Origin of the sequence: Cytobacillus oceanisediminis (genome assembly GCF_004366035.1) — a bacterium.
Lineage (GTDB): Bacteria > Bacillota > Bacilli > Bacillales > Cytobacillaceae > Cytobacillus > Cytobacillus oceanisediminis_C.
Map to the genome: position 1 here is coordinate 1 of NZ_SOEE01000054.1, position 1,401 is coordinate 1,401.

Sequence of the window (1,401 nt, forward strand, 5' to 3'; positions counted from 1 at the left end):
AACAAGATATTGAGGTAGTGACAGTTAACCCTCATTTGGTGAAAAGAAATAAAGAAAACCGTGATAATACCCAATCAAAGAGTGATAAAAAAGACGCTCTTGTAATAGCCGATATGGTGAAGAACGGTTACTATGCCTTTGTAAGGGATACTTCTGAGTCGTTTGAAAAGCTCAGGGTACTCATGTCGAATCGGGATGTCATTGTTAAGAGGCTTGTAAGCTCAATTAATCAATTGAATCGCTGGGTGGATATTGTCTTCCCCGAGCTTAGACAAGTATTTAAAGACATCACTGCTAAAGGGGCCATCGCAACACTTCGGCTTTTCCCATCTCCGATGGAACTGGGTTCCATGAAGCCTGAAGAGATCGTGGCCGGGTGGAAGTTACTGATGAAGCGACAGCCTGGATTAAAGAAAGCCTATTTACTCCTCAATGTAGCCAGAAAATCAGTTGGTACAAGGCAAGCATTAGAAGCTTATAAGTTTCATCTTGAACAATTACTCGAAGAGTATGACCTTGCGATTCAACAACTTGAAAGAGTTGAGCTGGCAATCAAGGATGAACTACCTAAAATTCCTTTCGCGAATAAGTTACTTATGATTAAGGGAATTAGTGAAATTTCGTTAGCTGGTATTTTAGGGGAAGCAGGAGATTTAAGTGGTTTTTCACACGGCAACTCTTTACTTCGCCATGCAGGACTCCATCTAGCCGAAGCCAGTTCAGGGAAGTGGAAAGGGCAAATTATCATTTCAAAGCGTGGAAGATCAAGGTTAAGACGTTTCCTCTATTTAGCTACTATGAGTCTGGTAATGAACAACCCAGAATTTAAAGCCCTCCACTCGAATAATGTTAAGGTCAAGAAAATGAAAAAAATGAAATCTATAATGAAGCTGATCGGGAAGTTAGCTAGGATTTTTGTAGGGATAGCGCGAAAAAACGAAGCTTATTGTGCCAAGAAGGTCCAGCCGTTAACTGAGTTGGCAGCGTAGTTCAATTCACTTTTTCTCGAAGAGAATCATTACCCCTTATATTTTTAAAGATCGAGTGTTGGCTTATTCGCAGGATTTCAAATATGTACGGAGTACCAGGTTTGTTCAACAAAAGGGCACTGACCCATCAGGTTGGCATAACTGGCCTCCACCCCTTGGATAGGCATGACGAAGGAATGAGAGGGCAATTGACCCGTTGAGACATGGGAGGGAAAGCCTCCAAGGGCTGGCGTGGAGAAGTACATCATATGGTAGAATTTGGAGTATGATCCTACTCCTCTATTTAACTATGTCTTCACGTAGCCATTTGTCCAGAATCTACTCTTTTCAATTTAGAAATATATATCCATGGAGGATGAAATCCTGCGAATAAGCGAGCATTCGTGAGTAAACCGTATTAAACTGAGGGAGT

At 41.5% G+C, this 1,401-nt stretch carries 1 protein-coding gene; it reads left to right on the forward strand.

Annotated features, from left to right (window positions below; translation table 11 throughout):
* On the forward strand, window positions 1-989 hold a 989-nt coding region (locus DFO72_RS29080; RefSeq protein ID WP_134177357.1), incomplete at its 5' end, for an IS110 family transposase.
* Between the last annotated feature and the right edge of the window lie 412 nt (window positions 990-1,401).